The sequence below is a fragment of the Actinoplanes sp. NPDC049802 genome, from assembly GCF_040656595.1.
In the GTDB taxonomy this organism is placed as follows: domain Bacteria; phylum Actinomycetota; class Actinomycetes; order Mycobacteriales; family Micromonosporaceae; genus Actinoplanes.
Genome location: NZ_JBFAMR010000097.1, coordinates 1 through 24,139, shown reverse-complemented (window position 1 = coordinate 24,139; position 24,139 = coordinate 1). Strand labels below are relative to the sequence as shown.

At 71.8% G+C, this 24,139-nt stretch carries 21 protein-coding genes and 1 pseudogene; 7 read left to right on the top strand and 15 right to left on the bottom strand.

Going from position 1 to position 24,139, the window contains the following annotated elements; genetic code table 11:
• Positions 1-254 precede the first annotated feature (254 nt).
• From AB0I88_RS37070 to AB0I88_RS37055, 4 genes and pseudogenes are all read right to left on the bottom strand, one after another.
• Positions 255-650 (bottom strand): annotated as a pseudogene (locus AB0I88_RS37070) (trypsin-like peptidase domain-containing protein); the annotation flags it as partial.
• A gap of 9 nt (positions 651-659) precedes the next feature.
• On the bottom strand, positions 660-1,127 hold the full coding sequence (locus AB0I88_RS37065; protein ID WP_361036023.1) for a hypothetical protein: 468 nt from the start codon (positions 1,125-1,127) through the stop codon (positions 660-662).
• Positions 1,128-1,314: 187 nt separating this feature from the next.
• Positions 1,315-1,875: a GAF domain-containing protein gene (locus AB0I88_RS37060; RefSeq protein ID WP_361036020.1), complete on the bottom strand. Its 561-nt coding sequence runs from the start codon at positions 1,873-1,875 to the stop codon at positions 1,315-1,317.
• A gap of 183 nt (positions 1,876-2,058) precedes the next feature.
• Positions 2,059-2,928: a response regulator gene (locus tag AB0I88_RS37055; protein WP_361036018.1), complete on the bottom strand. Its 870-nt coding sequence runs from the start codon at positions 2,926-2,928 to the stop codon at positions 2,059-2,061.
• Between the two features lie 231 nt (positions 2,929-3,159).
• Between AB0I88_RS37055 and AB0I88_RS37050 the strand changes: the two genes are divergently transcribed.
• A complete protein-coding gene (locus AB0I88_RS37050; protein ID WP_361036015.1) occupies positions 3,160-4,194 on the top strand; it encodes an enoyl-CoA hydratase/isomerase family protein in 1,035 nt (344 codons plus the stop codon).
• Here the strand turns inward: AB0I88_RS37050 and AB0I88_RS37045 are convergent.
• The 5 genes from AB0I88_RS37045 to AB0I88_RS37025 all read right to left on the bottom strand — a co-directional run bounded on the left by AB0I88_RS37045 (position 4,169) and on the right by AB0I88_RS37025 (position 10,982).
• Positions 4,169-5,161, bottom strand: coding sequence for a LacI family DNA-binding transcriptional regulator (locus AB0I88_RS37045; RefSeq protein ID WP_361036012.1), 993 nt, complete (start codon positions 5,159-5,161; stop codon positions 4,169-4,171). The genes AB0I88_RS37050 and AB0I88_RS37045 overlap by 26 nt on opposite strands.
• 76 nt (positions 5,162-5,237) lie before the next feature.
• Positions 5,238-7,823 carry a family 78 glycoside hydrolase catalytic domain gene (locus AB0I88_RS37040; RefSeq protein WP_361036009.1) on the bottom strand — a complete coding sequence of 862 codons (2,586 nt, stop codon included), beginning with the start codon at positions 7,821-7,823 and terminating at the stop codon, positions 5,238-5,240.
• Positions 7,824-7,827: 4 nt separating this feature from the next.
• Positions 7,828-8,730, bottom strand: coding sequence for a carbohydrate ABC transporter permease (locus AB0I88_RS37035; protein WP_361036026.1), 903 nt, complete (start codon positions 8,728-8,730; stop codon positions 7,828-7,830).
• Positions 8,731-8,732: 2 nt separating this feature from the next.
• Entirely contained in the window at positions 8,733-9,617 is an 885-nt protein-coding gene (locus tag AB0I88_RS37030) for a sugar ABC transporter permease (protein WP_361036006.1), read from the bottom strand.
• 60 nt (positions 9,618-9,677) lie between these two features.
• The gene (locus tag AB0I88_RS37025) at positions 9,678-10,982 is read right to left on the bottom strand and encodes an extracellular solute-binding protein (protein WP_361036003.1); all 1,305 of its coding nucleotides are present in this window, start codon (positions 10,980-10,982) and stop codon (positions 9,678-9,680) included.
• Positions 10,983-11,226: 244 nt separating this feature from the next.
• On the opposite strand from AB0I88_RS37025, the gene AB0I88_RS37020 reads away from it, so the two are divergent.
• Positions 11,227-12,225: a LacI family DNA-binding transcriptional regulator gene (locus tag AB0I88_RS37020; protein ID WP_361036000.1), complete on the top strand. Its 999-nt coding sequence runs from the start codon at positions 11,227-11,229 to the stop codon at positions 12,223-12,225.
• A gap of 16 nt (positions 12,226-12,241) precedes the next feature.
• On the opposite strand, the gene AB0I88_RS37015 is transcribed toward AB0I88_RS37020, so the two are convergent.
• On the bottom strand, positions 12,242-13,141 hold the full coding sequence (locus tag AB0I88_RS37015) for a LysR family transcriptional regulator (protein WP_361035997.1): 900 nt from the start codon (positions 13,139-13,141) through the stop codon (positions 12,242-12,244).
• 368 nt (positions 13,142-13,509) lie between these two features.
• Between AB0I88_RS37015 and AB0I88_RS37010 the strand changes: the two genes are divergently transcribed.
• Together AB0I88_RS37010 and AB0I88_RS37005 are read left to right on the top strand one after the other, a co-directional pair.
• Positions 13,510-14,001 (top strand): hypothetical protein, encoded by a 492-nt coding sequence (locus AB0I88_RS37010; RefSeq protein ID WP_361035994.1) that lies wholly within the window; start codon positions 13,510-13,512, stop codon positions 13,999-14,001.
• A 190-nt stretch (positions 14,002-14,191) separates the two neighbouring features.
• The gene (locus AB0I88_RS37005) at positions 14,192-14,935 is read left to right on the top strand and encodes an alpha/beta fold hydrolase (RefSeq protein ID WP_361035991.1); all 744 of its coding nucleotides are present in this window, start codon (positions 14,192-14,194) and stop codon (positions 14,933-14,935) included.
• Positions 14,936-15,007: 72 nt separating this feature from the next.
• Here the strand turns inward: AB0I88_RS37005 and AB0I88_RS37000 are convergent, their stop codons facing one another.
• A complete protein-coding gene (locus AB0I88_RS37000) occupies positions 15,008-15,982 on the bottom strand; it encodes a Ppx/GppA phosphatase family protein (protein ID WP_361035988.1) in 975 nt (324 codons plus the stop codon).
• A 116-nt stretch (positions 15,983-16,098) separates the two neighbouring features.
• Positions 16,099-16,491, bottom strand: coding sequence for a CAP domain-containing protein (locus tag AB0I88_RS36995; RefSeq protein ID WP_361035985.1), 393 nt, complete (start codon positions 16,489-16,491; stop codon positions 16,099-16,101).
• Between the two features lies 1 nt (position 16,492).
• On the opposite strand from AB0I88_RS36995, the gene AB0I88_RS36990 reads away from it, so the two are divergent.
• Complete coding sequence (locus AB0I88_RS36990; protein ID WP_361035982.1) at positions 16,493-16,774, top strand: hypothetical protein; 282 nt, start codon at positions 16,493-16,495, stop codon at positions 16,772-16,774.
• Positions 16,775-17,097: 323 nt separating this feature from the next.
• Here AB0I88_RS36990 and AB0I88_RS36985 read toward each other — a convergent pair whose 3' ends face one another.
• The 3 genes from AB0I88_RS36985 to AB0I88_RS36975 are packed head-to-tail and all read right to left on the bottom strand — an operon-like array spanning position 17,098 to position 21,471.
• A complete protein-coding gene (locus AB0I88_RS36985; protein ID WP_361035979.1) occupies positions 17,098-17,733 on the bottom strand; it encodes a YdeI/OmpD-associated family protein in 636 nt (211 codons plus the stop codon).
• Between the two features lie 21 nt (positions 17,734-17,754).
• The gene (locus AB0I88_RS36980; protein WP_361035976.1) at positions 17,755-18,333 is read right to left on the bottom strand and encodes a hypothetical protein; all 579 of its coding nucleotides are present in this window, start codon (positions 18,331-18,333) and stop codon (positions 17,755-17,757) included.
• A 48-nt stretch (positions 18,334-18,381) separates the two neighbouring features.
• A complete protein-coding gene (locus AB0I88_RS36975; protein WP_361035973.1) occupies positions 18,382-21,471 on the bottom strand; it encodes a tetratricopeptide repeat protein in 3,090 nt (1,029 codons plus the stop codon).
• A 261-nt stretch (positions 21,472-21,732) separates the two neighbouring features.
• Here AB0I88_RS36975 and AB0I88_RS36970 point away from each other — a divergent pair, with 261 nt between their 5' ends.
• Together AB0I88_RS36970 and AB0I88_RS36965 are read left to right on the top strand one after the other, a co-directional pair.
• A complete protein-coding gene (locus AB0I88_RS36970; RefSeq protein WP_361035971.1) occupies positions 21,733-23,109 on the top strand; it encodes a hypothetical protein in 1,377 nt (458 codons plus the stop codon).
• 5 nt (positions 23,110-23,114) lie between these two features.
• A partial coding sequence (locus AB0I88_RS36965; RefSeq protein WP_361035968.1) for a VCBS repeat-containing protein occupies positions 23,115-24,139 on the top strand: 1,025 nt, incomplete at its 3' end.

Here is a 24,139-nt window from a genome sequence, read left to right as displayed (position 1 = left end):
CGGTGGCCCGCGCGAGGGCGTAGCCGCCGGTGACGTAGTCGTTGTGGATGTGTGTCTCGAAGACGTGCGTGATCGTCACCTTCTCGGCGGCGGCGCAGCCTGATCCGGTCCGGTGCCAGCGCCACCAGATCCGTGGTCCGGGCCAGGAAGACGGAGTCCCGATTCCACCCGTTCGAATTCAGCCGTTCGGACACCAATCCGATCACCCGCTGCCGCTCGGTCGCGACGACCGGGGCACCGCTCATTCCCGGCTGCGCCTGCCGGCAGGTGACCTTGGCCCAGACCCGTCCCAGCGCGCCGACCTCGCCTACGTACTCGCCCACGCCCGAGTCGAAGTCCCAGCCGTCGGCGAAACCGGTCAGGTGGACCGGATCACCGGGAAGCACCTCACCGTGCGGGGCGAGCAGCAGGGGTGACCATACCGCCGCGCCGCCGATGTGGACCAGGGCGACATCGGCGTCCTCATCGCGGGGCAGACCGGTGTCGACCGGTAACGAGACGCCCGGCGCGGCGAACGGCTCGAAGGTCCACGTCGCGTCCTCCCAGCCGGAGAGAACGTGGGCCACCGTCGCGGCCAGGCCGTCCTCCGTCACCGCGAAGGCGGTGCCGATCGCGTCGCCGTCCCGGACCAGACGGCCCACCGCATCCATCGCCGCACCTCAATCCGGGAAGAGCCGCTGCGCCAGGTCGAGGAGCGGGTCGGCATTCTCCGGATGGTCGGCGGACAGTCGCTGGCGTTCGTTCGGGGCGCGACGGGCGCGATCGAGCTTCACCGCGGCAGCGAGCTTCTCGCCATTGACGCGGGCCACGTCGCCCGCGGCGGCGCGAACCTCCGCCGCCTCGGCGCGTTGCCGCTGGTCAGCCACCCGCTGCCCCTGCACGGAGGTGCCGAACAAGGCGCCCGCCGCGGCGAAGGCCACCGCCTGCAGCGAGGCCAGTACAGCGAGCATTCGCTCCCAGGTCGCGTCCGTGGCGTCGACGCTTGCCAGCAGCCAGCCGAGCAGTGCCAGCCAGGCGACCAGCACACAGACCGCGACCGTGAGAGCGGTCCGGCCGAGCGGCGCAGGCGCCGCGCTCCTCTGTTCCTCCACCGGTGCCGAATCCATGGTGGCCTCCCAGACAATCACACCCGGGTGTCACCTCCACCGTGTCCTCAGCCCGGCTCGGCCGGGTAGAGAAAAAGGTCCTGGCGTCCGGGTGACACACCCGCCGGCCGCTGACGCCGGCGCCGGAGTTCGAGGACACGGTGGCGCGGGTCCTCCCCGGACGGCCGGAAGGCTGATCGGCCGGTGGCCGCCTGCGCCGGTGGACCGTCTACCGGAGGACGTCCCCGGAGGCGGCTCGCAGCAGCATCTCCATGATGTCGTCGCTGATCACGGCCAGCACCGCGACCATCTCGGCGGTGACCGCCCGCGTCCTGTCGTCGAAGACGCACAACGCCCCGACGACCTGGTCCTGCAAACGCAGCGGCACACCGGCGTAGGCCCGGATCCCGTTCACGGTCATGACCGCGTTCCGGCCGCCGGGATAGCGTTCGCCGAGGTCGTCGATCAGCACCGCGGCGTTCGTGTCGACCACGTCGGTGCAGGGCCCCCACTCGCCGGGCAGGCCGCCGGCCTCCAGGACCGACGCCGGCATGCCGTGCGACGCGACCACGGCCACGCTCCCGGCGAGCACCAGGTTCACGGCGGCCGCCCGTACTCCGAACGCCGCCGTGATCTGCCGCGCCACCTCACTCAACTGTGCCGCCATCGCATCACCGGCATCGAGCAGCGCCGCGACCGCCCGGAGCCGCGCCGGGGAGCACACCACCGCGTACCCATCGGGTCCGAGTTCCGCCGGCAGGTCGATGAGGACCGGGCTTGACGCGTTCATGTGCGGCTCCCCTGGAACATCTCCGCGGCTGACTGTCGCGAAGGTCGCAGTGACTATCGGCCACCCTCCGAGAAGGCGAGCGACCCGATGGTTGCAAGTGAGGTGAAATCGTCACCCCCAGCACCACGGCCCGGGAGCGGCTGAGCTTCCCGGCGCCCCGGGGGTCTGCCGGGAACCGGGGAATCAGTCGTCGACGACGGTCAGCAGCAGGAGCCTGGCGTGCGCCGCCGTGACGGCAAGCTGTTCCAGCGTGCGCTCCGTGAAGGCGAACGGCTGGTGGTGCAGGACGCACAGCGTGCCCACCGGGATGCCGGCCGCGTCGTGCAGCGCGACACCCGCATAGGAGCGGACGCCCAGCAGTGCGACCACCGGGTTGCTCAGGCTCGCCGGGTCCGCGTGGGTGTCGGCGATCAGCACCGGCTCGTCGCGGCTGATCACCTGTGAGCACGGCGCCCACTCGGCCGGAACGCCGCCCGCCGTGGCCATCGGCTCCGGCATGCCGAACGAGGCCACGTACGCCACCGCATCGTTCAGCACCAGGGTGACCGCCGCCGTCGGTGCCCCGGTCAGCGCCGCCAGCTCCGCGGCGAGCGCCGACAGCGTCCGCGCCGCGACCGGATCGGTACGGTCCAGCAGACGTCCCACCGCCCTGATCCGGCCGTGGTTGGTCAGCGCCGCCCCGGCGGGCGCCGCCTCGTCCGGCTTCGGGGCCAGCAGCTTCTCGGCCGTCGCGGTGACGGTCCGTAGGCTGACCGGCTTCTGCAGCACCCGATCCACCACCTCCAGCGCCTGGTCCGGTGGCCGGGCGGCGAACATCATCAGTGGCACCGAGGCGGTGGCAGCGCCTCCCCGCAGCTGCCGGGCCAGCTCCAGCCCGGTCATGCCCGGCATCTGGTGGTCCATGATCACCAGGTCGGGACACTGCCATTCGACAAGCTCCAGGGCATGTTGTCCGCTGTCGGCCACCCGTACGGTGTGGCCCGACGACGACAGTGACGCGGCAAGCATCCCGGCCAGGTCGGTGTCGTCCTCCACCGTCACGATGAGCGCCATACCCGTCCCCTACTCCACGACAGAACATCCGGGACGGTTGCTCCGCCCTCGCAGGAGAGACTGCCGGGCCGGGGTCTCGCCCGCGGGGTGCGCCGGTATCCGTCGGGTTGCCGTACCCCGCGCCGCTGCGGCCCGCATTTTCGGGCCGGCACAGCGACCGGCCTCCGCGGACGGCCGCGACCCCGGCGCCGACAGTTCTAGGATGACGCCATCCGACCGGAAGGATCATCCGTGAGCGCGCCGCCAGTGATCGCCGAAGTGACCGGCCGGCTCGGCCGGCTGACCCTGAACCGGCCGGCGGCGATCAACGCCCTCACGACGGAGATGGTGTCGATCCTCAGCCGGACCCTGTCGGTGTGGGCCCGGTCCGCCGACGTCGGCACGGTCCTGATCACCGGCGCAGGCGAGCGCGGCCTGTGCGCGGGCGGGGATCTGCGGGCGATGCACGCCGACGCGGTCTCGGGCGGCACCGCGACGCTGGACTTCTTCGCCGCCGAGTACCGGCTCGACGCCGCCGTCGCCGCGTACCCGAAACCGGTCGTCGCCGTCATGGACGGTCTGGTGATGGGCGGCGGCATCGGGCTTTCCGCGCATGCCTCCGTACGGATCGTCACCGAACGTTCCCGCCTCGCGATGCCGGAGGCCGGTATCGGCCTGCACCCCGACGTCGGCGGTTCGTGGCTGCTCTCGCACGCCCCCGGCGAGCTGGGCACCCACCTGGCCCTGACCGGCACCACCGTCGGGGCCGCCGACGCCATCGCCGCCGGCCTCGCCGACCACCATGTGCCGGCCGCCCGGCTGGACTCCCTGTGCTCCGCCCTGACCACGGACGACCCGGCCGCCGTGGTGGCCTCGCTGGCCACCGCGCCGGCACCGGGCGACCTCGGCGACGCCCGTGCCTGGATCGACGCCTGCTACACCGGCGACTCCGTGACCGCGATCGTCGACCGGCTCACCGCGCATCCGTCGCCCGCCGCGCAGGCCGCCGCCAAGGAGATCCTGACGAAGTCACCGACCTCCCTGGTGGTGACGCTGCGTTCGCTGCGTTCCGCCGCCCGGATGTCCGGCCTGCACGAGGCCCTGGACCAGGAGTACCGGTTGTCGGCCGCCCTGCTGCGCCTGCCCGACCTGGCCGAGGGCATCCGCGCCCAGATCATCGACAAGGACCGTCGTCCTCGCTGGAGTCCCGCCACCCTCGCCGAGGTCTCCCCCGCCGTGGTCGACGCCTGCTTCGCGCCCCTCACTGAGCCGTGGACTCCCGGATGATCAGCCGCGGTTCGAAGACGACGTCCTCGCCCGGCTGGTCCGGGTGGTTCGTGTGGCCGAGGATGAGCCGGACGGCGGCGGCGCCGATGTCGGCGGCGGGCTGGCGCACGCTGGTGAGTTCGACGGCGCTGGCGGCGCTGGCCAGGTCGGTGTCGTCGAATCCGACGACGGCGAGATCGCCGGGGATGTGCCAGCCGTTGCGGGTGGCCGCCTGAATGATGCCGGCGGCGATGAGGTCGTTGGCGCAGAAGACGGCGGTCGGCCGCCGGTCCGGGCCGAGGGCGGTCAGCCGGCCGCCGGCGGTGAGGCCGTCGGCGAGGGCCGCTCCGGGCGTGCCGATCCAGGTGAGGGTGGCGCCGGCGGCGGCGGCCGTCTCGGCCGCGCCGTGGTAGCGCTCGTCGTGGCGCCAGCCGGCGAAGGCGAGCCGGCGGTGGCCGTGGGCGAGAAGGTGGCGTGCGGCCAGGACGCCGCCGGCGAAGTCGTCGCTGCGGACGGCGCTGCGGCGGCGGCTGGGCACTTCGCGGGCGAGCACGACCACCGGGGTGCCGCCCTGTTCGATGGTGTCCAGCAGGGGGTGGTCGACGTCGTTGGGGGTGATGATCAGGCCGTCGAGGCGGCGTTCGGCGAGACGGTGCAGCAGCCGTTGTTCGCGGGCGTGTTCGCCGAGGCCGGTGTGGAACAGGGCGATGTCGGCGCCGGCTTCGGTGGCGGCCTGTTCGGCGCCGGCGGCGACCTCGGCGAAGAACGGGTTGCCGAAGTCGAGGACGACCAGGCCGATGGTGCGGGTACGGCCGACGCGCAGGGCACGGGCGGCGGCGTTGGGAATGTAGCCGACGGTCTCCATGGCCTGGCGGACCCGGTCTCGGGTCTCCGGATTGACCAGGTGCGGGCGGTTGAGGGTGTTGCTGACGGTGCCGTCGGAGACTCCGGCGAGGCGGGCGACATCCCGGATCGTTGCGCGCGCCACCGTTTCCTCACCTGTTCGCTGTGCTCACCGCGGTAGGCGGCTCCCGGCCCTCAGCGTACGGGAGCCGCCTACCGCCTCAGAAATGCTCGCGTGCCGGCAGAGGTCCGATGGGATCCTCCGCCGCGGGCCGGTGTGTGCCGGTGAAGGTGTGCCGGCCGGCGCCGACGGTGACCGGCGCCCGGTCCGGGAGTTCGACGACGGCGTCGCAGCCCGGCGGGACGGTGACGTCGACGTGCAGGGTGCCGCCGTCGCGCCGCCAGGCGACGGCGGCGACGCCGTAGGGCGTCCGGTGGCTGGCGGCCGCCCGGGTGAGCCCGCCGCCCGGACGGGGCCGTACGTGGATGCCACGGTAGCCGGGCGCGGCCGGTGCGAGGCCGGCGACGGTGCGGTGCAGCCAGTCGGCGACCGCCCCGAGCGCGTAGTGGTTGAACGACGTCATCTCGCCGGGGTTGACGCTCCCGTCGGGCAGCATGGCGTCCCAGCGTTCCCAGACGGTGGTGGCGCCCATGGTGACCGGGTAGAGCCAGGACGGGCAGTTCTTCTCCAGCAGCAGCCGGTAGGCCTCCTCGAGGTGTCCGGTGGTGGTGAGGGCGTCCAGGACGAGCGGGGTTCCGGCGAACCCGGTGCCGATGCGGAACTCCGCGTCGCGGACGAGCGCGGCGAGCCGGTTCCCGGCGTGGACCCGCTGTTGCGGGGTGAGCAGGTCGAAGCACAGTGCCAGGGCGTACGCGGTCTGGGTGTCGGAAGCGCAACGGCCGGCGGCGGTGACGAACTCGTGGCGGAATCCCGCGGTGACCCGGTCGGCGAGTTCGGCGAAGCGGGCGGCGTCGTCGTCCTTGCCGATCAGCCGGGCCTGCCGGGCGAGCAGCCGGGCCGAGTGGGCCACATAGGCGGTGGCCACCAGGTACGGGTCGGTACGCGCCTGCTGCGGCCGGTCCGGCGGGGCGGCCGGGTCGAGCCAGTCGCCGAGTTGGAGCCCTTCGGCGATGACGTCGCGGTCGTTGAGCAGCCGGCGGCAGCCGTCGACCCAGGCGCGGGCGGTGTCGTAGCCGCGCAGCACCGGCCCGAGGTCGCCGGCCCGGTCGTACAGCACGAGCGGCACGACGGTGGTGACGTCGCCCCACACCGCGCAGTGGAATTGTGGGAACGGCGTCTCGATTTGCGGGACGTAGAGCGGGACGAGCCCGTCGTCGCCGGTTTCGGCGGAGACGTCGGCGAGCCAGTCGGCGATGCCGCCGGTCACGTCGTGGAGGAACGCCGCGGTGGGTGCGAAGACTTGCAGGTCGCCGGTCCAGCCGAGGCGTTCGTCGCGTTGCGGGCAGTCGGTCGGCACCGAGACGAAGTTGCCGCGCATGCTCCAGCGCACGTTCTCGTGGAGCCGTTCGAGCAGCGGGTCCGAACAGGCGAACGTGCCGGTCTCGGCCATGTCGTCGTGGCAGACGACCGCGACGACGTCGGCCGGGCCGGGGTCGCCGGGCCAGCCGGTGATCTCCGCGTACCGGAAGCCGTGGTAGGTGAACCGCGGCTCCCAGGTCTCGGCGCCGCCACCGGCGAGCACGTAGACGTCGTGGGCGTCCGCGGTGCGGAGGTGCCGGGTGCAGAGCCGCCCGTTCTCCAGGACCTCGGCGTGCCGGATGCCGATCTCGGTGCCGGCCGGGCCGGTGACGGTGATGCGCAGCCGTCCGGCCAGGTTCTGCCCGAAGTCGAGCAGGTGGGTGCCGTCGCCGAGGCGGGTGACGCTGCGCGGCGGCAGTGTCCTGATGCGGCGCACCGGTGGTCCGGCGGGCGCGATCAGCTCACCGGCTGTCACGTTCTTCTTCTGTACGCGCTGCCACCCGCCCACCTCGGCACGCGCGTCGTGGTGCTCGCCGTCGTAGATGCCGGACCGCAGGATCGGCCCGTACGCCCAGGTCCAGTCGCCGTCGGTGACGACCCGCTCGACACTGCCGTCGGCGTAGCGCAGTTCGAGCTGGGCGAGCAGGGCGGTGTCGGCGCCGTAGCGTTCGCCGACCCGGTTCCAGCCGTATCGGCCGCGCCACCAGCCGTCGGCCAGCCAGGCGCCGATCGTGTTGGCCCCGGGCCGCAGCAGGGCGGTCACGTCGTGGGTCTGGTAGAACAGCCGGTGGTGGTAGCTGGTCCAGCCGGGCGCGAGCACGTCGTCGCCCGCCCGGCCGCCGTTGATCTCCAGCTCGTAGAGGCCGCACGCGGTCGCGTACACCCGGGCTTGGACGAGCCCGTCGCGGACGGTGAGATCGCGGCGCAGAAGCACGGGCCGCCGGTCTCCCGGGGTGTCGTCGGTGGAGCCGACGAAGACGCCGGTCCAGTCGCCTGGTTCCAGCAGGCCGGTCTCGACGGTGGTGGGGTCGCTCCACGGGGTCGGGCCGGGTTCGCCGGCGGCCCAGACCCGTACCCGCACTGTCGCCTGTTCGCGGGAGGTCAGTGCCGGGCCGGGCCACGGGACCAGGACGCTGTCGGCGGATTCGACGCGGCCGCTGCCGTGCCCGTTGATCTGGATCTCGTAGGCCTGCTGGCGCCAGCCGGGCGTGGCTGTCGCCACCTGCCAGGACAGGCGCGGGGTGCGCTCGCCGACGCCGAGGGGCCGGTCGTGGTGTTCGATGCGGGGCGCGCTGACGCGCGTGCCCGTGCCGTTCGGTGCGGACATCGGTTCAGCCCTTCACCGCGCCGGCTGCCAGGCCGCGCATGACTCGCTGGTTGAGGAAGACGTAGATGGCCAGGATCAGCAGCACGTTGATGCAGATGGCGGCGAAGGTGGGCCCGTACTCGACGACGCCGAACCGGCCGGTGAAGTTGAGCAGGCCGACCTGGACGGTGCGCTGGGCGTCGTCGGTGGTGAAGGTGAGCGCGATGAGCAGGTCGTTCCAGAGGAAGAAGAACTGCACCAGGGCGATGGTGAGCACCGAGTTGCGCATCATCGGGAAGCCGATGGAGACGAACGAGCGGATGATGCTCGCGCCGTCCATGGTGGCGGCCTCGAAGACGGTCTTCGGGATGGCCCGGAAGTAGGTGGCCATCATGAAGACGGTCAGCGGCAGCCCGGTCGCGGTGTAGGTGATGATCAGCGGCCACAGCGTGCCGGTGAGGTGCAGCCGGAAGTAGACGGTGAACAGCGGCAGCAGGATCATCTGCCCGGGGATCATGATCCCGGCGAGGAACAGCAGGAGCGTGCTCTGCCGGCCCTTCCACACCAGCACTTCCAGGGCGAACCCGGCGGCGGTACCGAAGGCGATGATCAGCGCGAGCGCGGGCAGCACGGTGAGCAGCGAGTTCTGCAGGTAGATCGCCACCGACGACCAGGCCTGGCTGTAGTTGGCGAAGTTGGTGAAGCTGTCCGGCAACGAGGTGGTCGGGTTGTTGAGGAACTCGTCCTGCGTCTTGAAGGATCCGAGAAAGAGCCAGATCAGCGGGTACGTGACGACGGCGAGCAGCAGGGCCACGGCGGCGTGGCCGGGCAGCCGCCGTAGGGTGCGCCCCAGGCTGCGGCGGCGTTCGGGCTGCCGGTGGGCGGCGGGCCGTACGGTCGCGATCGGTCGGTCGGCGGTCAGTGCCATGGTCACCCCAGCCCGGTGTCGCGGCGGGTGCCGCGGAAGATGAAGACGGTGACCAGCAGGCACAGCACGGTCAGCGTGAGCGCGATCGTCGAGCCGTAGCCGTAGTCGCCGTAGGCGAACGACGTCTGGTACATGTACAGCGTCAGCGGTGTGGTGGCGCTGCCCGGTCCCCCGCCGGTGAGGGCGTAGATCGAGTCGAACGCTTTCAGGGTGCCGTTGATGCTGAACACCAGCGAGGAGACGAGCACCGGCAGTGACAGCGGCACGATGATGCTGCGGATCAGCCGCCGGGTGGTGGCGCCGTCGATCGCGGCGGCCTCCATGATCTCGTCCGGGATGTCGAGCAGGCCGGCGTAGAGCAGCACGGCGTAGAAGCCCATCGACCGCCAGATGTCCATCAGCGCGACGACGAAGAACGCGCTGCCGGGGGTGCTGAACCAGTCGACGCCGCTGCCGCCGAACGCCTCGAGCAGCGCGTTGACCGGGCCGGTCTGCGGCGCGTACTCGAAGAACTTCTGAAACAGCAGGGCGACGGCGACGGTCGGCAGGATGACCGGGAAGAACACCAGCGTGCGTACGATCGAGCCGGCCCGGCGCAGGAAGAACACGTAGAGCAGGGCGAGGGCGTAACCGACGAGCACCTGCCCGACGGTGATGACCACGGCGTACTTCACGGTGAACCAGAGCGCTTCCGGCAGGGCCGGGTCGTCCAGGAGTTTGCCGAAGTTGTCGAGGCCGGTGAAGGTGAAGCCGGTGATGACGCTGCCGGTGAAGAAGGTGTAGCCGAGCGACCACAGCATCGGCACCAGCATGATGAGGGAGTAGACCAGCAGGGCCGGCCCGAGCAGGATGGCGACCGATCGCCGGTCACCCAGGATGCTGTGCATCAGCTTGCCTTTCGTGCCGCGGCGACCCCGACCGTGGCCGAGGCCGCCGCGAGTGGGTGATCAGCTCAGGTTGCCGCTGACGGTCTGCATGAACTTCTCGCCGGTCAGTTGGCCGGCGGCGAGCAGGCCGCCGTTGCCCTGGCTGACCGTGGTGGCCTTGGCGGAGAAGTAGCCCTCGAACCACAGGACGCTGGTCCGCACCTTGCCGATCTCGTCCTGGATCTGCTTGGTCAACGGCGGGACCTCGACGCTGCCGTCGGTGGCGAACCCGGTGATCTGGTTGGAGTCGCGCAGCGCGACCGTGCCGTAGTTCTCGACGATGCACTTGACCCAGGCCTGGGTGTTCGGGTCGCTGTCGTACGCCTTCTTGGACACCGCGACGGCGGTGCCGACGTTGGCCGGCATCTGGTCGGCCGTGCCGGCGCCGCCCGCGACGGCCGGGAACTTGAGGAAGCCGATGTTGTCGGCGCCGATCTGGTTCTTGGTGGTGTCGTTGAAGTCCGACAGCGCCCAGGAGCCCATGTAGATGAAGGCGGCCTTGCCGGTGAGGAAGGTGTTCAGGGCGGTGGCGTAGTCGATCGACGTCGGCGACTTGCCGAAGTAGCCGGCCTTGCCGAGGTTCGCGATCGCGTCGGCGGCGGCCACGTACTGCGGGTCGGTGAGCTTGGCCTGGCCGTCGGCGACCTTCTTCAGCGCGTCCGGGCCCTGTTGGCGCAGGAGGTAGTTGCCGACCCACCGGGTGACGCCCCAGCCGTCGCCGCCCTTGCCCGCCTGCGAGATCGGCTGGATGCCGGCGCCGTGCAGCTCGGCGAACGCGGCGACGAGCTCTTCCCAGGTGGCGGGCGTGGTGATGCCGTTGTCGGCGAGCAGCTTCTTGTTGTACCAGATGCCCTCGATGTTGAGTTCGGTCGGCAGCACCAGCTGCCGGCCGTCGTAGAGCGACGTGATGGTGGACGTCGCGGCCGGCAGGACACCGGCGGCAACGGGGGCGGTGTCCAGGATCGAGCCGCTGTCGGCGAGCTGCTTGGTCAGCGACGGCGCGTTCGCGGCGATGAAGGTCTGTGGCAGGGCGCCCTGCCCGGCGAGCAGCTGCAGTTGCTGGTCGAGGCTGCTCTGGGCCTGCTTCTTGATCTCCAGCGGCTGTGCGGTGTTCTGGGTGGCGCACTCCTTCTGGCTGAGCGTGGTCAAGGTGGCCGGGACGGTGGTGTTCTCGTTGATGGCGAGGAAGGTGAAGTTCTTCGCCGGCGTGGTGCCGGAGCCGCTGTCGTCTCCGCCGCCGCAGGCCGCGGTGCTGACGACGAGCGCGAGCGCGCTCAGCGCCGCCGCAACGTGGGCGGGACGGGTCCGTCGGTTTATGCGTGCCACAGGTCCTCCTAGACGACCGCGGGGATGCCTTCGCTTTGAAGCGTCTAAAGCTTCGGATGGTGGCCATGGACCGTCAACATCGTCACCCTGATACTCACCATTGACCGGTTGGATACACCGTGCTCACGTGCGACTACAGCGTTTGGAACGGTTCAACACGGCGGAAACGAAGCCGTGACAAACCATCGACGCGGAGACCACCCCGGGCGGCCGTGCGTTGAAGCGTCTGACATACCCTCTGCCGATGGCGAGAATCGAGGACGTCGCCGCCCACGCGGGAGTGTCGGCCGGCACCGTGAGCAATGTGCTCAACCGGCCGCAGGCCGTCGCCGTCAAGACCCGGCAGCGGGTCCTCGCCGCGATCGCCGAACTCGGCTACCTGCCCAACGAGGCGGCCCGGTCCCTGGCCGCCGGGCGCAGCCGCACCATCGGCCTGATCGTCCCGGACGTCACCAATCCGTTCTTCGCCGACGTCACCCGGGGCGCCGAGCAGATCGCCGACCAGCGAGACGTCGTGGTGATGCTCTACAACAGCGGCGAGTCGGTGGAACGCGAACAGCGCTACTTCGGCCGGCTGGAGATCCAGCGCGTGCAGGGCGTGCTGGTCAGCCCGGTACGCCGGGCGGACGCGGCGGTCGACGACCTGGTGCGCCGCGGCACCCCGGTCGTCCTGCTCGACCGGGGCACCGGACGGCACGGCCTGTGCTGCGTGTCCGTCGACGATCACACCGGCGGCCGGCTCGCCGCACAGCACCTCGTCGACCAGGGGCACCGGCGGCTGGCGTACGCGGGCGGCCCCCTGTCGGTCCCGCAGGCGGCGGCCCGGCTCGCCGGCGCCCGGCAGGTCGCGCAGTCCGCCGGGGCGACCGTCGAGGTCCTGGAGACCGGGGCGGTCAGCGTGGCCCAGGGCCGTGCGGTGGGCGCCGCGATCGCCGGCCGCGACCCCGCCGACCGGCCACGGGCCGTCTTCTGCGCCAACGACCTGCTGGCTCTCGGCGTGCTGCAGGCGGTCACCCGCCGGGGTCTGCGTGTTCCCGGGGACCTGGCCATCGTCGGCTACGACGACATCGACTACGCGGCCGCGGCCGCCGTGCCGCTGACCTCGGTACGCCAGCCGCGCGCCGAACTGGGCCGGGTCGCGGCCGACCTGCTGTTCGAGGAGATCGCCTCGGCCGGGCAGCACCGGCACCGGCAGGTGGTGTTCCAGCCGGACCTGGTGGTCCGGCAGTCCAGCGGCGCGTGAAAAAAGGGGCGGCCGGTCACTGCTGAACCTGGATCGCCGCGTCGGCGAAACACCGGCGCAGCCACCGGTGGGCGGGGTCGTCGCCGTGTCCCGGATGCCACCACATCGCCTCGACGACCGGCGCCGTCGGAAACGGGCACTCCACCATCCGTACCCGGCCGGTCTCGGCCATCGCGGCGCCGAGCTGCCGCTGCACGAGCGCCACCCGCTCGGTGCCGGCGATCAGGGCCGGCAGCACGGTGTAGCTCTCGACGACGATACGGGCGTCCAGTTCGATGCCGTGGGTGCGCAGCTCACGGGCGGCGGTGGTGATCGCCGTACCGTCGTGGTAGGTCAGCACCCAGGACCGGCGGGCCAGGTCCTCGACGGTCAGCTCGGTGTCCGCGGAGGCGTCCACCAGGCAGGCCCACTCGTCCTGGTACAGATTGCGGTGCGGCAGCCCGGAGACGATGCCGTGCGGCAGCACCAGCAGATCGGCCTCGCGCAACTCCTCCGCCGCCTGATCGACGTTCTGCCGGGTGGTCGGCTGGACGTGCAGGCGCACGTGTGGCGCCTGCCGGTCGATCAGCGCGGCCACGGCGCCGCCCAGGACGGTCACCGCGTAGTCCGACATGATCACGGTGAAGGTGCGCCGGGACTGTGCCGGGTCGAAGCCGGGCTGGGCGCTGAGCACCTTGTCCGCGGACGCGACCGCGTCGGCGGCCGGCGCGGCGAGCCGGGCGGCCAGCGGGGTGAGCTGGTAACTGTGCCCCACCCGGATGAGCAGATCGTCGCCGAAGTGCCGGCGCAGCCGCGCCAGAGCGGAACTCATCGCGGGCTGGCTGATCTGCAACCGCTCGGCGGCCCGGGTGACGCTGCACTCGGTGAGCAGCGCGTCCAGCGCGGTCAGCATGTTGAGATCGGCATGACGGGCCATCGCCGGACAACTCCGTTTCCGAGACGGCCGGCCGGGCACCCGCCCGGCCGGCCCGGACTCCATCGAGGCGGGCACGCTCGGCTTCGGTGCCGGGCCGGTGATCGGCGCGGAAGGCGGGCGGGCGTTCCGAACCGGCTCCCCGGGCCGCGGCAGCACGCGTTCGCCGTACCCGGAGATCGTGGGCGGCGCGAACGAGCACCGGCGCACCCGCTGGGCCGGTCGTCGGATCGCACCGCGCCATCGTGACATGCGGGTCGCGCCGGCGAAGGCGTGACAAGCCGCGTCCCGCGATCACCCGCTGCGCCTCCCGGCCGGAGGCTCGGGCTCGGTGCTCACCGGCGCGGGTGCTGGTCCGGCAGCAGGCGGTGGTGGCTTCCGGGCCCGACCTCCTCGATCTCCGCGCCGGGCAGGTCGAGGCGGGCGGTGACACCGTCGGGGACCTCGACGTCGACGGCGAGGCCGGCGCCGCCATCACCACCCTGGGTCTGCTCAGCTATGCGTTCCTGCACCACAACGAGTGGCAGATCGCCGTCTCCGCGATCATCTTCGGCCTCGGCAGCGGCCTCGCCGTCGGGGCCGTCCCACTGCTCATCCTCGGCAGCGTCAGCCCCGAGGAACAGGGCATGGCCAACGGCACCAACATCCTGATCAACAACCTGATCAACGCGGTCACCACCCAGCTGCTCTTCGTGGTGATGGCCCGCTCCGGCGTCGTCATGCAGGGCACCCAGTTCTACAGTGACGCCAGCTTCCGCAACGCGTACCTGCTCGCCGCCGGGCTCGTCGCGGTCGCGCTGGTGATCACACTGTTCATCCCCCGCGTACTCAAGACCAGCGAGATCCGCTCCGGCGGCCAGTAGCCGTCGCGCCCGGGTGCCCGCAGGCGGCGGCCTGCGGGCACACCCGTCTCCCGGTGCCTCCCGGAGCCACACCGGCCCGTTCCGTCGTGCCGGTGTGCCTCCGTGTGGAGACCACCCACCGGGCCGGACCGCCCGGGCGGCGACTCGCCGGTGACCCCACCAGCGGGCCTCCCGATGGCAGACTCCCGGCATGGGAACGAGTCTGCGGTTTCGCGGCGGTGGCCGAGGCGGCCCCCTGCTGCTGTTGCTACACGGACTGGGCGCGACCGGCGATGTCTGGGCCCGCTGGGCCGAACCGCTGGAACGGGCCTGGCCGGGCCGCTGGATCGCGCCGGACCTGCCGGGGCACGGCGGGTCGGCGCCGCTGCCGGAGTACACCTTCGACGCCTTCGCCGAGGCGGTACGCCCGCTGCTGACGCCGGACGACCGTACCGTCGTGCTGGGTCACTCGCTGGGCGGCGTGGTCGCGCTGACGCTGGCGGCACGCGCCCCGGTGGCCGCGGTCGTCGGCCTCGGCGTCAAGGTGGCCTGGACCGAGGAGGAGCTGGCGCGCGCGAAAGCGCTGTCGCAACGTCCGGTCGCCTGGTTCGCAACACGCGAGGAGGCCATCGCCCGGCATCTGCGCGTCTCCGGGCTGGACGGCCTCGTCGCCGTGGACGATCCCGCGGCGACCGAAGGCGTCCGGGAGGAGCAGGGCCGGTGGCGGCTCGCCCTCGACCCGGGCGCGTTCGCGGTGGGAGCGCCCGACATGCCCGGCCTGCTGACCCGGTCGACCGCGGCGGTCCGCCTGGCCCGGGGCGAACAGGATCCGATGAACACCGACGACCAGCTCGAACGACTCGGCGCGCCGGTGGTCACGCTCGCCGGGCTCGGCCACAACGCCCACGTGCAGGATCCGGCACGGTGCCTGTCGCTGCTGGAGGCGTACCGCTGAAGCCGGTGCCGATCAGGTGACGAGGCGCCGGTCCGCACGTCGCGCCGAGACGGGAGGCCGCAGCCACCCGGCTCACCGGGCGATGTTCAAGAACGGTCGCGGCCGCCGGTCGGTGAGCGGCCACGGCCGCTGCGACGAGGTGGGCGCTCCGAGGGTGTCGAGCCGGTGCAGGATCACCCCTTCCCGCAGCGCCCACGGACAGATCTGCAGTTCCCTGACGTCCAGCGCCCGCATCGCGGCCCCGGCCACCAGCGCGCCCGCCACGAGTTGATGGGCGCGGCCGGGGCTCACACCGTCCAGGCCGGCCAGGTCGGCCGACGCCATCCGGCTGATGAAGGCGAACAGCTGGCGCAAACCCACATCGGTGAGCGTGTGCGATGGCGCGGCGGCGGCGAGCTGAGCCAGCGAACGGAACGTCTTGGACGTGCCGACGGCGACATCGTACGGTCCGGCCTCACGCAACCGCCGCGCGACCGGGGCGAGGGTCGCGTCGAGGTCCGCGGTGAGCGCCTCGATGTCACGGCGCGCGGGCGGGTCGCCGGGCAGCCGCTGCCGGGTGAGCCGGCCGGCGCCGAGAGGCAGCGACAGCGCCACGTCCGGGTCCTCGTCGCGGCCCACCGCCAGCTCCAGGGATCCGCCGCCGATGTCGAGGACCAGCAGCCGCCCGGCGGACCAGCCGTACCAGCGGCGGGCGGCCAGGAAGGTGTAGCGCGCCTCGTCCTCGCCGGACAGCACCTGCAACTCGACACCGGTCTCGGCCCGCACCCGGGCGAGGACCGCCGCCGAGTTTTCCGCGTCGCGCAGCGCGGAGGTCGCGAAGGCGAGCAGCTCATCGCAGCCCGCGATCGCGGCGGTCGCCTTGGCGCGGGCCACGGCGCGTACCAGCCGGCGGGCCCCCGCCTCGGTCAGCCGGCCCGCCTCGACCTGCTCGGCGAGGCGCGGCTGCGTCTTCTCCGATCGCATCGGATCGGGATGACCGCCGCGATGCGCGTCGACGACAAGCAGATGTACGGTGTTGGATCCGACATCGAGCACGCCCAGCCGCATGAACGAACGTTAACGCCGGGGTGGGCACACCCGGCCGGTCACGCGGCAAGGTTCACCGGGAGTCCGGCGACTCTTCGCTTTCCGTCAACACAGGACCGGGCCGGCCGGGCGGACCGTCAGGCCGGCGTCGCGAAGTTCTGCGTCCAGTAGAGAGTGCCCGACGAGGACTTCGCCCGGCCGACACCGATCTCCTTGTAGCCGCAGTTGAGGATGTTGGCCTTGTGGCCGGGGCTGTTCATCCAGCCGTCCATCACGCTCGCCGCGGTCGTGTACCCGGCGGCGACGTTCTCGGCGACACCACGCCACCGGTAGCCCTCGGCGGTCACCCGGTCACCCATGCTCGCCTCCCCGGGCAGCTGGTGCGACATGGTGTTCTGCGTGGCCTGCAGCTCGGAGTGCTTCTGCGCCGCCGCCTCCAGACGCGACTCGCGGCTGAGGCTCGAACAGCCGGCGCTCTTGCGCTCCGCGTTGACCAGGCGCAGCACCTCGGAGGCCACCGAGGACGACACGGTGGACTCACTCGTCGGCGCCTTGGTCGTCGTGGTCGGCTTCACCGTCGCGGTACGCCGGCTGGTCGCCGTCGTGGGCGTCCGCTTCTTCGGGCGTACGGTCGCCGACGGGCTGGCCGACGGCGTCGCCGACGCGGATGCGGATGCCGATGCCGATGCCGATGCCGACGGGCTGGCCGGCGCCGAGGCGGCGGGCTCGGTCTCCAGCGTGTCCGCGGTCTCCTCCGGCGCGGAGGCGCCGGCGGCGGTGTCGGGGGTGGTCGCGGCCAGGCGGATCTCCTGATCGCTGGTGCCGGTTCCCGCGACGATCGCGGCCGAACCCGCTCCGATCAGCCCGAGAGCCCCGATCGCCGTCAGAATGTACCGGGTCCGCCGGTTGGCTGGGGTGGGCACGGCTTTCACCTCGTTGACTCGTATTACAGCAGCCGGCTCACTATTCATCGCTGTCGCGGCGAAAGATCAAAACAAAGGAATCCTTAAGGTTCGGCTCAGGGAGACATAACAGTCGGCCGGCCGGCGCCACCTCCAGCGGCTTCCGCCCGGCGATCCGCCTCACCCGGCGGGTCGATCCGACGCCCGGCGGGTACCACCTTCGACGCGAAACCGTCAGCCCGTCGCCGGTCCGGACACGTCCGGTGTGGGTTCGCCCGCGGGTCTCGCCTTCTGCGGGTAGACGGTCTCGTGCCGGGCCAGCATCGCGACGAACTCGCCGATCTTCCGCTGCCGTGTCTCGGCCCGCTTGACCGCGTTGACCCGGACGATCAGGGCGAACCGGTTGGATTTGGTGAGCACATCGAACATGGCCTGCGCGGCCGGGTCGGCGGCGATCGCGGCGAGCAGGTCGGCCGGCACCTCGGCCTCCGACGGCGGGGCGTACGCGGCCGCCCACCGGCCGTCGGCCTTGGCGGCCTCCACCGCGGCACGGCCGGCCGGCAGCATCCGGCCCGCCGCCTCCAGCCGGGCGACGTGGGCGACGTTGCGCTGCGACCAGGAGCTGCGCGGCGTACGCGGGGTGAACCGGATCCACGAGGACTGCTCGTCACGCTTGCGGGCCTGCCCGTCGATCCAGCCGGCGCACAGCCCCTCGTCGACGGCCTCCTGCCAGTTCAGCGCGGTGACCGTGCCGCCCTTGCGGGTCAGGGCCAGCCACACCCCGGGCGAGGTGGCGTGGTGTTCCGCGAGCCACGCCCGCAGGGCCGCGGCGTCCGCGACGATCAGCTCTTCCAGCTCAGCCTTCCCCATGGGGCACAGGCTAGTGTCAATTCAGGCCAGCGCGGTGCACGCCTCGGTGACCGCCGGGGAGAGTCCCTCGTCACCGCAGTCGATGCTCGCGCCCCGCTCCACCAGTTTCCAGGCGCCGTCGACGAGGCGCAGGAAGAGCTGGTCGCCCTCGAACCGCTGGGGCGTCCTGGCCGGGACGGTGAAGACGCGGGCGTACCCGTTACGGCAGACCGGGACCTCGACCTTCTCCACCTTCAGCCCGGCGGCCGGGTCGTTCACCAGCTTCCTGGCCACCGGCAGCAGGACGGCGGGCTCGCACTCGGGGCCGGTGGGCGGGGGCGGCGGGTCCAGGGGGCGGGCGCTCGCCGTACCGGGAGCGGGTTTGCCGGGTTTGATCCTGGTCTTCGTCGTGGCCGGGCCGGTGGGCGCCGGGCTCTCCGTGGCGGGCGCGGGTGCGGTCGCTGTGGTGGATGTGGTGGGTGTGGTGGCCGGGCTGACGGCGAGCGCGGTGCCCACCGGCGCGGCGGTGGCGGACGGCTGCGGCGGGGCGCCCGAGCAGCCCGCCGCGAAGGCGGTGAGGCAGAACGTCAGGGCCAGGATCGGCGGCTTCGCAGTCTTCATCGGTGACCTCCGTGGGATGCGGTGCGTGGTCACGCTAGAAAAGGCCGCCTACAGGAACCTGGAATCTTCCTTGAACGCCCCGTTCCCGGTCAGCCAGGCGAGGTCGCAAACGCACCCTGACCTGCGCGCCCATCGATACATCTCGCCGGCCTCACGCAGGCCGAGGCGGCTGAAGGTGGCGTACGCCGACTGCCAGGCCTGGTGGGCCGCTCCGCAGTCGCCGTCGAGCGCGTGGGCCGCGCCGATGTCGCGCAGGGTCCGGGCGCGGCCGAGCTCGTGGTGCAGTTCGGTCCACACCGCGTACGCGAGATGGAGGTCTTGGAGCGCCTCGGCAACGCGGCCGGCCGCCAGGTGCATCTCGCCGAGCGTGCGGCGCACCAGCGCGGCGCCGAACCGGTCCTGCGCGTCGACGCAGAGCCGGAGGCTGCGTTCCAGCGGCTCGGCGGCCCGCTCCGGACGGCCCTGCCGGATCCACACCTTGGCCAGGCTCTGCGTGGTGTAGCAGGCCAGCAGCGGATCGCCGCGGTGCAGCACCATGTCGTGGGCCCGTGCGCACCACAGTTCGGCGGCGTCCAGGTCGCCGCGGGCCCGGTGGACCAGGCCGATGCCGCGGACGGCGATCGCCTCGCCGCGCCAGTGCCCGGCCGAACGGTACAGCTCGGTCGCCCGTTCCAGGTAGCGCATGGCCTGGTCGTCGTTGCCGAGTTCGCGGTGGGCGTGGCCGAGGCAGTAGGTGGCGTGGGCGGCGCCGGCACGGTCGCCGACGCGTTCCAGGACCGGAAGGGCACGTTCGAGCATCGGTACGGCTTCGCGGTTGCGGCCCACCTCGCGCAGGACGGTGCCGAGTCCGCTGGTGGCGGCGGCGTGGCCGTGTTCGTGGCCGACCTCGGCGAACAGGCCGATGGCGGCGGTGAAGTGGCGTTCCGCGTCGTCGAACCGGTCCTCCTTGTACCGCAGCAGGCCCACGCCGCAGGCCATCACCGCCTCCGCCACCCGGTTGCCGCTCGCCTGGGCGGCGGTGTGCGCGGCCTGGTGGGCGCGGTTCCACCGGCCGAAGTCGTTGTTCACCCCGAAGGAGGCGTAGACCATGGCGTCGGCGAGCACGCACGCCTCCTCGACGAGCCCGGTCTCGGCGGCCCGCACCACCGCGGTGACCAGCGCGTCGGCTTCGGTGGCGAGCCAGTCGCGGCCGCCGGAGCCGGGGTGCAGGACGCTGGGGTGCACGCCGTCCGCCGGGCCGATGCTCTGGTGGAAGCGGGCGATCGCGAACGGCAGGGACTCGCCCAGCCGGTCGACGAGTTCGGTCGCGGCGACGACGGTCCGCCGGACGGCCGCGGTGAGATCGGCCTGCTCCTGCTCGGCGACGGCTCGTTCGCGGGCATACAACCTGACCAGCTCGTGCATGCGGTAGCGGACGACCGAGTCGACCGGGCAGTCGTCGATCTCGACGAGGCGGGCGTCGAACAGTTGCTCCAGCAGGTCCGCGGCGTCGTCGACGGATCGGCCGAACAGGGCGGCCGCGGTCCATTCGGTGAACGTGGCGCAGCCGAGGAAGCCGAGGAACCTGAACGCCTCCCGTACGGCCGACGGCAGCCCGTCATAGCCGACCCCGACACTGATGCGTACGGCGAGGCCGTCGACCGCCATCTCGTCGAGTCGCCGCCGTTCGTCGCGCATCCGGTCGAGCAGACGGGTGATCCGCCAGTGCGGCCGGGCGGCCAGGCGCGCTGCCACGATCCGCAGGGCCAGTGGCAGGCCGGCGCAGACGGCGGCCAGTTCGGCGGAGGCTCGCGGCTCGCGGTCCACCCGTTCCGGGCCGACGATGCGGCGCAGCAGGGTGAGCGACTCGTCACGGGAGAACAGCCGCAGTTCGACGTGTTCGGCCCGGGGGACGGTGGTGAGCCGGGCCCGGCTGGAGACGATCAGCGCCGTTCCCGGCACGCCGGGCACCAGCGGCCGGATCTCGGCGGCGCCGGCCGCGTTGTCGATGATGATCAGCAGGCGCCGGTTGCTGATGGTGGCCCGGTAGCGGGCGGCCTTGTCCTCGATGGTGGTGAGGCGGTGGGCGTCCGGGACGCCGAGGGCCCGCAGCACCCGGTCGATGAGTTCGCCGGTGTGGCCGTCGCGGCCGTCGGAGCCGACCAGGATCTGGCCGTCCGGGTAGTGCGGGCGCAGCAGGTTAGCCAGGTGGACGCTGAACGAGGTCTTGCCGATGCCGCCCGGTCCGGTGACCACGACCACCTGGCGGTCGTCCTCGCCCCGCCGGCTGCCGAGAGTGGTGAGCACCTGCGCGATCTCCGGTTCGCAGCCGGTGAAGTCGTCGAGGCCGACCGGGAGTTGCCGTCCGGGAACGGCCACCGGGTCGCCGGGCGGTTCCGCCTTCGGCGGCGGTGATGGTTGCGGGGTGCCGCGCAGGATCAGCTGGTGCAGTCGCTGGAGTTCGGCGGACGGGTCGATGCCCAGCTCGTCGGCGAGATGGCGGCGGGACCGGTCGTACCGTTCCAGGGCTTCGGTGCGGCGGCCGTCGAGGTGGAGGCCGCGGATCAGGCGCTGGATGAGCGGCTCGGCCAGCGGATGGCTGTCGACGACCGGGGACAGCCGGTCGACGACCGTGGCGTACCGGCCGGCGCCGGTCTCCGCGTCCGCCCAGTCGGCGAGCACGCCGTGGATCTGCTGGCGGACCCCCTCCCGCAGCCGGTCCACCCACTCCCCGCTCAGCCCGGCCAGGGGTTCGCCGTGCACCTGGTCGACGGCGCGGCGCAGCAGCGCCAGCCGGGCCGGATCGCCCTCCGGATGCTCGCGGGCCTGCGCGGCGAGGCTGCGCATCAGGTGCAGGTCGACCAGGTCCGGGTCGACGTCGAACAGGTATCCGCCGGGTTTGCGCCGCGGCGCCGGCGCGTCGGGGGACGCGGTGAGCAGGATCCGGCGCAGCCGGGCCAGGTAGGTGTACAGCACGTTGCGTGCCTCGGCCGGCGGCGCCTCGTCCCACACCCGGTCGATGAGGGTGTCGGTCGGCACCGTGCTGCCCGCGTCGACGAGCAGCGCGGCCAGCACGGTCCGCTGTTTGAGCGGGCCCGGGGCGATCGCGCGGCCGGACACCCACAGCTGAACCTCACCCAGCAACCGGAACTCGATCATGCGGGCGCCCCTGCCTTCAAGGATCGGTCAAGGTTCGTTCCCGCCCGCCGCGCGAAGGTCTTGCCAGTCAAGACGTCCGGCCGGAAGCCGGGAAAGGGACCGCCCGAAGAAACGAGCACCTCACACCCCGTATGTCAGTGAGGCCGCCGATGGCTCCTCACATGATCCTTTGCTGCCTCAGATCACCCTATGCGCGGCTTTGCCCCGTCGCCAGTAGCGATGGCTGTCAATTCCCTTCCGATCGAAAGCAGGTATCCGACCATGCCTCGTCACACCGCGCGGTTCCTCACGCTCGCCCTCGCGGCCACCGGCGCTCTCGCCGCCCCGGCCGTCGCCCACGCGTCCGTCACCAACGGCCCGATCGGCCGGAGCGAGGTGCTCGCCAGGGCCCAGTACTGGGTGGACTCGGGAATCACCTACACCCAGACCGGCACCTGGTTCCGTGACCCCGAAGGCGACAAGACCTACCGGCGGGACTGCTCGGGCCTGGTGTCGATGGCCTGGCACCTGGGCACCAGCTACGTCACCGGTGACTTCCAGGGCACGTCACAGTACTGGACCCGCCTCGCCAGCCGCGACCAACTGGCCCCGGGCGACGCGATCGTCCGCAACGGCCACATGGAGCTGTTCTCGCACTGGAAGAACTCCGGCGATCACAACCAGGGCGCGTACGTCTACTCGTTCAACACCGACGGCGAGACCGTGCAGAACCCGTGGGCCGGCAGCAACCGCGGCAACCAGGGCTTCAACAGCGCGGCCGACCTGGCGTCGTACACCCCGATCCGGCGTACCAACCTGGCCGCCACCAACCGCGACTCGCTGTCCGCCGACGGCCACGCCGAACTGATCCGCAAGGACGCCGCGGGCGACCTGTTCGCCTACTACAACAACGGCGTCAACAACGCCGGCGCGGTCGCGTGGAGCGGCGCCGTCAAGATCGGCAACGGCTGGAACGACCCCGACGGCGCCGTCTACTTCGCCGACCTGGACGGCAACGGACAGACCGACGCCATCCGCAAGGACTCGGCCGGCGCCCTGTTCGCCTACTACAACCACGGGGTCACCGGTTCCCTGACGGTCCGCTGGACCGGGCCGAAGCAGATCGGCGTGGGCTGGACGATGGCCGACGACTCGGTCTACTTCGCCGACCTCACCGGAGACGGGTACGCCGAGGCGATCCGCAAGGACCCCAACGGCGACCTGTTCGCCTACTACAACCACGGCGTGCACGGCACCGGCTCGGTGGCGTGGGGCAGCCCGGTACGGATCGGCATCGGCTGGCCGGCCGACGGCAACGCCATCCAGTTCGCCGACATCTCCGGGGACGGGTACGCCGAAGCCCTCCGCAAGGACGGCGGCAAGTTGTTCGCCTACTACAACAACGGCATCAACAGCGACATGACCGTCAGATGGAACGGGCCGATCGAGATCGACTCGGGCCTGACCGTGCCGGACACCTCCGTCTACTTCGGCGACCTCAACGGCGACACCCGCGCCGACCGCGTCACCAAACAGGGCACCGATCTGGTGGTCCGCTACAACAACGGCATCACCGGGGACATGAAGGTGACCTGGGGCGCCCCGACGACCGTGGGCACCGGCTGGGACATGCCCGACACCTCGATCTACGTCGGATGACCGCCATGCGGACACTCACTCAGCGCATGCTCGCGCTCGCCACCACCGTCCTCGTCACCACCGGTGTCCTCGCGTCCACCTCGGCGCCGGCGCACGCCTGGGTCACCGTGCCGTGTGACCCGGCCGGCGTCACCAGCCGCGACACCGCACTGGCCGGCCAGTTGAACCCACAGCTCACCGGCCAGATGAGGAACCGGCTCACCGGCTACAAGATCTCCTGCGCCCGCATGGTCGTCCAGGCGGTCCGGGCCCGCGGCCTGCCGCAGCACGCCGCCACCATCGCGGTCACCACGACGATCCCGGAGAGCACGATCGAGAACATCTCGTACGAGTACGACCACGACAGTCTCGGCCTGTTCCAGCAGCGGGCCTCCTGGGGTACCCGCGAGCAACGGCTCAACCCGGCCTGGGCGACGAACGCGTTCCTCAACAAGATGATCCAGCTCTACCCCAACGGCAGTTGGCAGAACGCGGCCGTCGGTGTCGTCTGCCAGCGCGTCCAGGTGTCCGCCTACCCGGAGCGCTACCAGCCGGAGGCGGCCGACGGGGCACGGATCGCCGCCGCCCTGTGGCAGCGTCGCGGGGACTCGCTGTCCGGTGACCGTCACGCCGAGATCGTCCGCAAGCGGGACGGGAATCTGTACGCGTCCTACAACAACGGCATCAACGGCGACCTGACGGTGCGGTGGGGAAGCCCGGTCCAGATCGGCAACGGCTGGAACGACCCCGACAACGCCGTCTACTTCGCCGACATCAGCGGCGACGGACACGCCGAAGTCATCCGCAAAGACACCAACGGCGACCTGTTCGCCTACTACAACAACGGCATCAACAGCGACCTCACCGTACGCTGGGGAAACCCCGTCCGGATCGGCAACGGCTGGAACGACGCCAACAACGCCGTCTACTTCGCCGACATCAGCGGCGACGGGTTCGGATCAGCGAGCCTGACCTGGACCGGCTGCTCACCCTCTACGGTGTGGCCGTGGAGGACCGGGAAAGGCTGCGTGACCTGGCCAAACGAGGGCGG

What these genes read in the sequence shown, in the direction of transcription:
- AB0I88_RS36975 (WP_361035973.1), bottom strand. Translation starts at nt 21,471, where the DNA reads ATGATCGAGTTCCGGTTGCTGGGTGAGGTTCAGCTGTGGGTGTCCGGC.
- AB0I88_RS37035 (WP_361036026.1), bottom strand. Translation starts at nt 8,730, where the DNA reads ATGGCACTGACCGCCGACCGACCGATCGCGACCGTACGGCCCGCCGCC.
- AB0I88_RS37055 (WP_361036018.1), bottom strand. Translation starts at nt 2,928, where the DNA reads ATGGCGCTCATCGTGACGGTGGAGGACGACACCGACCTGGCCGGGATG.
- AB0I88_RS36970 (WP_361035971.1), top strand. Translation starts at nt 21,733, where the DNA reads ATGCCTCGTCACACCGCGCGGTTCCTCACGCTCGCCCTCGCGGCCACC.
- AB0I88_RS37005 (WP_361035991.1), top strand. Translation starts at nt 14,192, where the DNA reads ATGGGAACGAGTCTGCGGTTTCGCGGCGGTGGCCGAGGCGGCCCCCTG.
- AB0I88_RS36980 (WP_361035976.1), bottom strand. Translation starts at nt 18,333, where the DNA reads ATGAAGACTGCGAAGCCGCCGATCCTGGCCCTGACGTTCTGCCTCACC.
- AB0I88_RS37060 (WP_361036020.1), bottom strand. Translation starts at nt 1,875, where the DNA reads ATGAACGCGTCAAGCCCGGTCCTCATCGACCTGCCGGCGGAACTCGGA.
- AB0I88_RS37000 (WP_361035988.1), bottom strand. Translation starts at nt 15,982, where the DNA reads ATGCGGCTGGGCGTGCTCGATGTCGGATCCAACACCGTACATCTGCTT.
- AB0I88_RS37015 (WP_361035997.1), bottom strand. Translation starts at nt 13,141, where the DNA reads ATGGCCCGTCATGCCGATCTCAACATGCTGACCGCGCTGGACGCGCTG.
- AB0I88_RS37020 (WP_361036000.1), top strand. Translation starts at nt 11,227, where the DNA reads ATGGCGAGAATCGAGGACGTCGCCGCCCACGCGGGAGTGTCGGCCGGC.
- AB0I88_RS37030 (WP_361036006.1), bottom strand. Translation starts at nt 9,617, where the DNA reads ATGCACAGCATCCTGGGTGACCGGCGATCGGTCGCCATCCTGCTCGGG.
- AB0I88_RS36985 (WP_361035979.1), bottom strand. Translation starts at nt 17,733, where the DNA reads ATGGGGAAGGCTGAGCTGGAAGAGCTGATCGTCGCGGACGCCGCGGCC.
- AB0I88_RS37040 (WP_361036009.1), bottom strand. Translation starts at nt 7,823, where the DNA reads ATGTCCGCACCGAACGGCACGGGCACGCGCGTCAGCGCGCCCCGCATC.